The sequence below is a fragment of the Candidatus Binatia bacterium genome, assembly GCA_023150935.1.
GTDB lineage: Bacteria > Desulfobacterota > Binatia > HRBIN30 > HRBIN30 > JAKLJW01.
On record JAKLJW010000079.1, the window covers coordinates 1 to 5,502 of the forward strand.

At 65.5% G+C, this 5,502-nt stretch carries 5 protein-coding genes and 1 CRISPR repeat array; of the genes, 2 read left to right on the forward strand and 3 right to left on the reverse strand.

Going from position 1 to position 5,502, the window contains the following annotated elements; genetic code table 11:
- Positions 1 to 6 precede the first annotated feature (6 nt).
- A CRISPR array of direct repeats spans positions 7 to 843; the repeat unit is 37 nt; unit sequence GTCCGAATGGACGATTCCTCGATGAGGGGATTGAGAC.
- Positions 844 to 1,165: 322 nt separating this feature from the next.
- The 3 genes from L6Q96_22745 to L6Q96_22755 all read right to left on the reverse strand — a co-directional run bounded on the left by L6Q96_22745 (position 1,166) and on the right by L6Q96_22755 (position 2,498).
- Positions 1,166 to 1,594 (reverse strand): PIN domain-containing protein, encoded by a 429-nt coding sequence (locus tag L6Q96_22745; GenBank protein ID MCK6557369.1) that lies wholly within the window; start codon positions 1,592 to 1,594, stop codon positions 1,166 to 1,168.
- The gene (locus tag L6Q96_22750) at positions 1,585 to 1,848 is read right to left on the reverse strand and encodes a type II toxin-antitoxin system prevent-host-death family antitoxin (GenBank protein MCK6557370.1); all 264 of its coding nucleotides are present in this window, start codon (positions 1,846 to 1,848) and stop codon (positions 1,585 to 1,587) included. Before L6Q96_22750 ends, L6Q96_22745 begins: the two co-directional genes overlap by 10 nt.
- A 392-nt stretch (positions 1,849 to 2,240) precedes the next feature.
- Complete coding sequence (locus L6Q96_22755) at positions 2,241 to 2,498, reverse strand: hypothetical protein (protein ID MCK6557371.1); 258 nt, start codon at positions 2,496 to 2,498, stop codon at positions 2,241 to 2,243.
- Positions 2,499 to 3,542: 1,044 nt separating this feature from the next.
- Between L6Q96_22755 and L6Q96_22760 the strand changes: the two genes are divergently transcribed.
- The gene (locus tag L6Q96_22760) at positions 3,543 to 4,064 is read left to right on the forward strand and encodes a ubiquinol-cytochrome c reductase iron-sulfur subunit (protein MCK6557372.1); all 522 of its coding nucleotides are present in this window, start codon (positions 3,543 to 3,545) and stop codon (positions 4,062 to 4,064) included.
- Between the two features lie 2 nt (positions 4,065 to 4,066).
- Positions 4,067 to 5,502 (forward strand): cytochrome b N-terminal domain-containing protein (locus L6Q96_22765; GenBank protein ID MCK6557373.1); only part of this gene is annotated, 1,436 nt, incomplete at its 3' end.

Genomic DNA, 5,502 nt, shown 5'->3' on the forward strand with positions numbered 1-5,502 from the left:
CCACTAGTCCGAATGGACGAGTCCTCGATGAGGGGATTGAGACGTGGAGCGTAGGCCGTCCTACGCTCCGCCGCTCTCAGTCCGAATGGACGATTCCTCGATGAGGGGATTGAGACTCAGACGACCGGTCCTAGCTACCCGGGAGGCCTTAGTCCGAATGGACGATTCCTCGATGAGGGGATTGAGACCGAGAGAGACTCCCGGTCCGGCGACGAAGGCGAATGTCCGAATGGACGATTCCTCGATGAGGGGATTGAGACGTCCGGGAACGCGCTCTCCATGTCCGTAAACGAAGTCCGAATGGACGATTCCTCGATGAGGGGATTGAGACGGCGGGTAAGCTCGATGTCCTCCCTGGAGGGCGTGGGGTCCGAATGGACGATTCCTCGATGAGGGGATTGAGACGCGAGCGCCAGAACTGCAACTCGTCTTCGGGCCATGGTCCGAATGGACGATTCCTCGATGAGGGGATTGAGACCCATGACCTGCCCTGGAGGGGGCCTGTCGGATATCGCAAGTCCGAATGGACGATTCCTCGATGAGGGGATTGAGACCTACCCTGAGGTTAACCGAACCGTTCGTCCGGTTAGTCCGAATGGACGATTCCTCGATGAGGGGATTGAGACTGTCCCAGGTATCGAGACGTCCCCCCCACCCTCAGGTCCGAATGGACGATTCCTCGATGAGGGGATTGAGACCTCAGGCAGCCTTCCGCCCCGGGAAAACATCCAGAGTCCGAATGGACGATTCCTCGATGAGGGGATTGAGACGCGTCTGGCGCGCCCTTCTGCTTGACCTTGCATACGGTCCGAATGGACGATTCCTCGATGAGGGGATTGAGACACCACGCCCTGACTCCCGCATTGTGAGACTGGCTGGTGGTCCAGCGGCGACCGCGGCGCTGTCGGCGACCCGCAAGCCGAGGGGATCGGCACAGAGCTCGAGAGTGAAGTTGACCCGCTTTCGTGGACGCCCGAGTATTCGGTAGAAAGGAGTTCACGATGGCAGGGCATCATCGACCAGATCCGGCGCGGTCGCTTGCGGCCCATGTGGCCCTCCGAAACAACCGGAGAACCGCCCCGCGCAAACTCGATCAGGTCAAGGGTGGGTCAATTCAGACAAGCGGCGGCGGGTCAATTCTGGCGAGCGTCGAAGCACGGCCCGCCTAACGCGGGGGTGTCGGGACCACGAAACGCTCGCAGCGAAGACCCGCAACCCTTCGATAGTGGCGCTCGCCCTTCGGCCCCACGAGCACGCCAAAGCCCAGATGGAGCGCCGTTGCCGCGATCGCGAGGTCGTTCGACGGGATCGTCGTTCCCGATCGGCTGAGCTCTGCGAACAGGTCGGCCCAGCGTTCGGCGATCTCGCGGGTGAAGTCCACGATGGGGAACCGTGACACCAGTGCCTCCACGCGTTCCTGTCGTGCCCGCGCCCGCGCAGCCCGATCGGCGAGCCGTACGCCGACGAGCAGCTCGGCGTACACGATCGCGGGGATGACTGCGGATTCCTCGGCGAGCGGGCCGAGCATGGGCTCCCAGCCGTCGGGTGCCCGTTCCAGCGCGACCAGTGCGCTCGTGTCGATGACTAATCCCACGGGTTTCGGGGCGAGCGATCCGCCGCGTTGACTCGTTCGAGATCGTCGGCGAAACCCGGATCGGGAGGCGCCGCGCTGCGCCAAGCCCGCAACCCTTCCACGAGGCTCGCGCTCGCTCGTGACGACAACGGCGCAAGGCGTGCTACCGCCTCGCCGTTGCGCTCGACGATGAAGACCTCGTTTCGATACCGAACCTTCCCGAGGACGTCGCCGAGCTTCCGGGCCAGGTCGGTTGCGCTGATCACATGTTCCATGAATTGCGTATAATACGTAATTCCTCACTCGAGGCAACCGGACTCGCGCGGCGCTGAGCACGGCAGGCACGGGCAGCGGTCTCCGCGAATGAGGGTTTCGGCATCCGCGCAAGCGGCAGGCCGCGTGACGGACAAATACCTTCACCAGGTAAAGTGCGGGGAGCCCGCAGGCTCCCCGTCGAAATCCCCCCGGCAATTTCCACCGGTCGGCCCGGCGGGGTGCGCGGGGCGGCGTCGGCGGAGCGGTCACGGCCATTCGGCGTTGCGGGTCGGCCTTGAACATCAACGTGCACTTCCACAGCCCGGTGGTGCAGGGGATCTTCGTGCAGAACGCGGACGGCACGCGACGCTTCGTGCCCGCTCCGGCGCCAACCGACCGGGAGGTCACGCGCCTACTGGGATCGATCCGCCGGCGCATCGTGCGGCTGGTCGCCCGCCATGGCATACCGAGCACCGAGGTCGACCCCGGCGACGAGCGGCTCTTCGACTGTCCGGTGTATGCCGAGATTCAGGGTGCCGCCGTGCTCGGTCGGTTCGCAACCGGGCCGCGCGCCGGGGCGGGGGTCGTCCGCGTCGGCCGCGACGCAGCGGTGCCGGTGGATACCGCGAGCGCCCCGCTGCACGTACAGATCGACGGTTTCGATCTGCACGCGCCGTGGCGGTGCCGGCGGGGGACCGAGGGCGGCTCGAACATCCGGCGCGCTATGTTTTGCGCCCGCCCGTGGCCCGGGAGGCCCTCGAATGGACGCCGGATGGCAAGGTGCTGCTCCGCCTCCGCCGCCTCTGGCGGGACGGGACCCGGGCGATCCGGTTCGAACCGAGCGAGTTGCTCGAGAAGCTGGCCGCCGTCATCCCGAGGCCCGGGGAACCCGGCGGGAGACTGAATGAAGGACTCGTCGCATGGCTCGGGGCAGCCGCCAGAACGGCGATCACGACGCCGACATGACTCGCTAACGCGCGGAGCATGGCAACCTCCGTATGACCGACGATGTAACGGCGCAATACGTCGCGCCGTTGGTTCATGCCAGGGCGCCGCGCACGTCGTGTCGACGGGCCTTTGGGGGTACGTCAGATTCGCGCGCGGGCCCTGACGGGCCCCGGTGAAGTGTCCCATCGGTCCGTGCGCGTGCATCTTACCCTTGATAGCTGGCAAGCTCATTCCATTTCTCCAAGAACAAATCGGCGGTGCTCCTCGCAACCGCCAAGGTCCTGCGTTGCTCCGCGGGGCAAAGGCCAAAGGAGAACTCGACTGCAAGCTCAGGAAGCCAGATTCCCATCTCGCCACCCCTGCCGGTAACACTGATGTGAGGTGGCCCCGCTGCGCTCCGGAGATCGTCGCGACCGACTTTTCCGACAGTCTCTTTCGCCGGGGGGGACGGCCTACGGGCATGCGGACAACTGTTAGCGCCGGATTGTGGAGGGAAATTGTCCGTTGACGGTGCTCTGTCCCCATAGTATGCGGGGGCCGCACAACCTATCGTAACACGAAGGGTTGGCGGGTAACGTCCGGGAAGGCGCATCGCGTGACAGAGGTCGTCGATGCCGGGTATCCGCCTGAGAATCGCGATCGCAGGCTCGAGTCGGAACCGACTTAGACCTGAAACCTGAAAGCGAAAATCTCGGAGGGCGGTCGGGTTTGCCGGTAGCGGGGCGGTGGGCGAGCGGCGGATGGGGAGGAGGTGACCTTGGACACGGTGGATTCGGCGGCGAGCGGGCTGGACGCCACGCGGCGCCGCTTCATGGCCATTGCGAGCGGCGCCATCTCGGCCTTGATCGCGAGCGTGCTCGGTATCCCGCTCGTCGGGTCGTTCGTGTCGCCCCTGTTCGAGCGGATCCGCAGCCGGTTCGAGAGCGCGGGAAAGGTGCCGCAGATCCCGGCGGGCTCCCCGGTTTCGGTCGGCTTTATCCACTCCGAGAACGACGCCTACCTGCACAAGACCGTGCAGGCCCACGCGTGGGCGGTAAGCCTGGCGCCCGGAGCGGTCACGGTCTACTCGCCAATCTGTCCGCACCTCGGCTGCCGGTACGACTGGGTGCCTGGCCAGGGCCACTTCGTCTGCCCCTGCCACGGCAGCGTCTTTGCGCTCGACGGCAAGGTCCTCGCCGGACCGGCGCCGCGCCCACTCGATACGTTGCCCACTCGGGTCGAAGACGGCGAACTCTTCATCGAATGGCAGCGCTTCGAGCCGGGCGTGCCCTACAAAAAGGTGATCTGATCGTGCCGGCCGCGATCCTCGACTGGATCGACAAGCGGTTCCCCTACCGAGCCATCCTGAGTCTGGGGCGCGACGAGGAGATCCCCGGGGGGGCAAGCTTCTTCTATGCGCTGGGCAGCGCGACGCTGTTCGCCTTTCTCGTTCAGGTCGTAACTGGGATCTGGCAGCTCTTCTATTATGTGCCCACGGTCGACCATGCGTACGACAGCTTGTCCTACCTGCGCACCGAGGTCGACTTCGGTTGGCTGATCCACGGACTGCACTACTGGGGCGCCAACCTGATGTCGGTGCTCGTTGGTCTGCACATCATTCGCGTCTTCACGTGGGGTGCCTACAAGAATCCGCGCCAGCTCACCTGGCTGACGGGCGTGTTCCTGTTCTTCCTCGTGGCCGGGCTCATCTACACGGGCTCCCCGCTTCCCTGGGACGAAGCGGGCTACTGGGTGGCGACCGTCGGCACCAGCATCCTGGGCACCGTGCCGCTGATCGGTTCGTTCCTCGCCGACGTAGTACGCGGGGGCGGGTCGCTCGGACCGATAACACTCTCCCGCTTCTTCACCCTGCACGCCGCGATCCTGCCCGCCGCGGTCGTCGTCCTGATCGGCCTCCACATGATCGCCTTCCGGCAGTTTGGCAGTGTCGGACCGTGGCAGGCCGAGAAACGCCGAACCACGGGGCCGTTTTGGCCCGACCAGATCTTCAAGGATCTGATTGTTTCAGCCCTTCTTCTCCTCCTCCTGGTGTTCCTCTCCGCCTACTGTCCGCCACCGATCACCGGCCCCGCCGATCCTACCGACACCAGCTACCGGCCGGTTCCCGAATGGAACTTCCTGTTTCTCTTCGAGGCGCTGAAATTCCTCCCCGGCAGGCTGGAGCCGCTCGGCACGGTCGGCATTCCGGGCCTCGCCGTGATCCTGCTCGTCGGCCTGCCCTTCTACGACCGCAACCCTGACCGCAACCCGGCACACCGGCCGGTGGCCATGGCTGCCATGGTCCTTGCCATCGTCGTGATCTCGACCCTCACCCTTGCCGCGCTGCGATCGAGCCAGTCGGTGGCCACGGTCGCGAGCAAGGCCCCCGAGGCGGCCGGAAAGCTGAGCGCGAGCGCGGTCGCCGGACAGAAGCTCTTCGATTCGATGGGTTGCACCGGATGCCACAAGGTGCAGGGCCAAGGCGGCACGATCGGCCCCGATCTCACGAACATCGCCACCGAGCGAACCCGGAGTTGGGTGGTGGCACAGATCGAAAATCCGAAGGTCCACTACCCGCAGGCAATCATGCCCGCCTATGCCTCGCTCGGGCCGGAAAAGACGGACCAGATCGTTGACTACCTCTTTAGCCTGACCAAAGGGACGAGCGCCGCCTCGACCGCCGCGACCGACCAGAGCAGCGGTAGCGCCGGCGCGCCGGCGGCAGGCCCGGGCCCGACGCCGTCTGC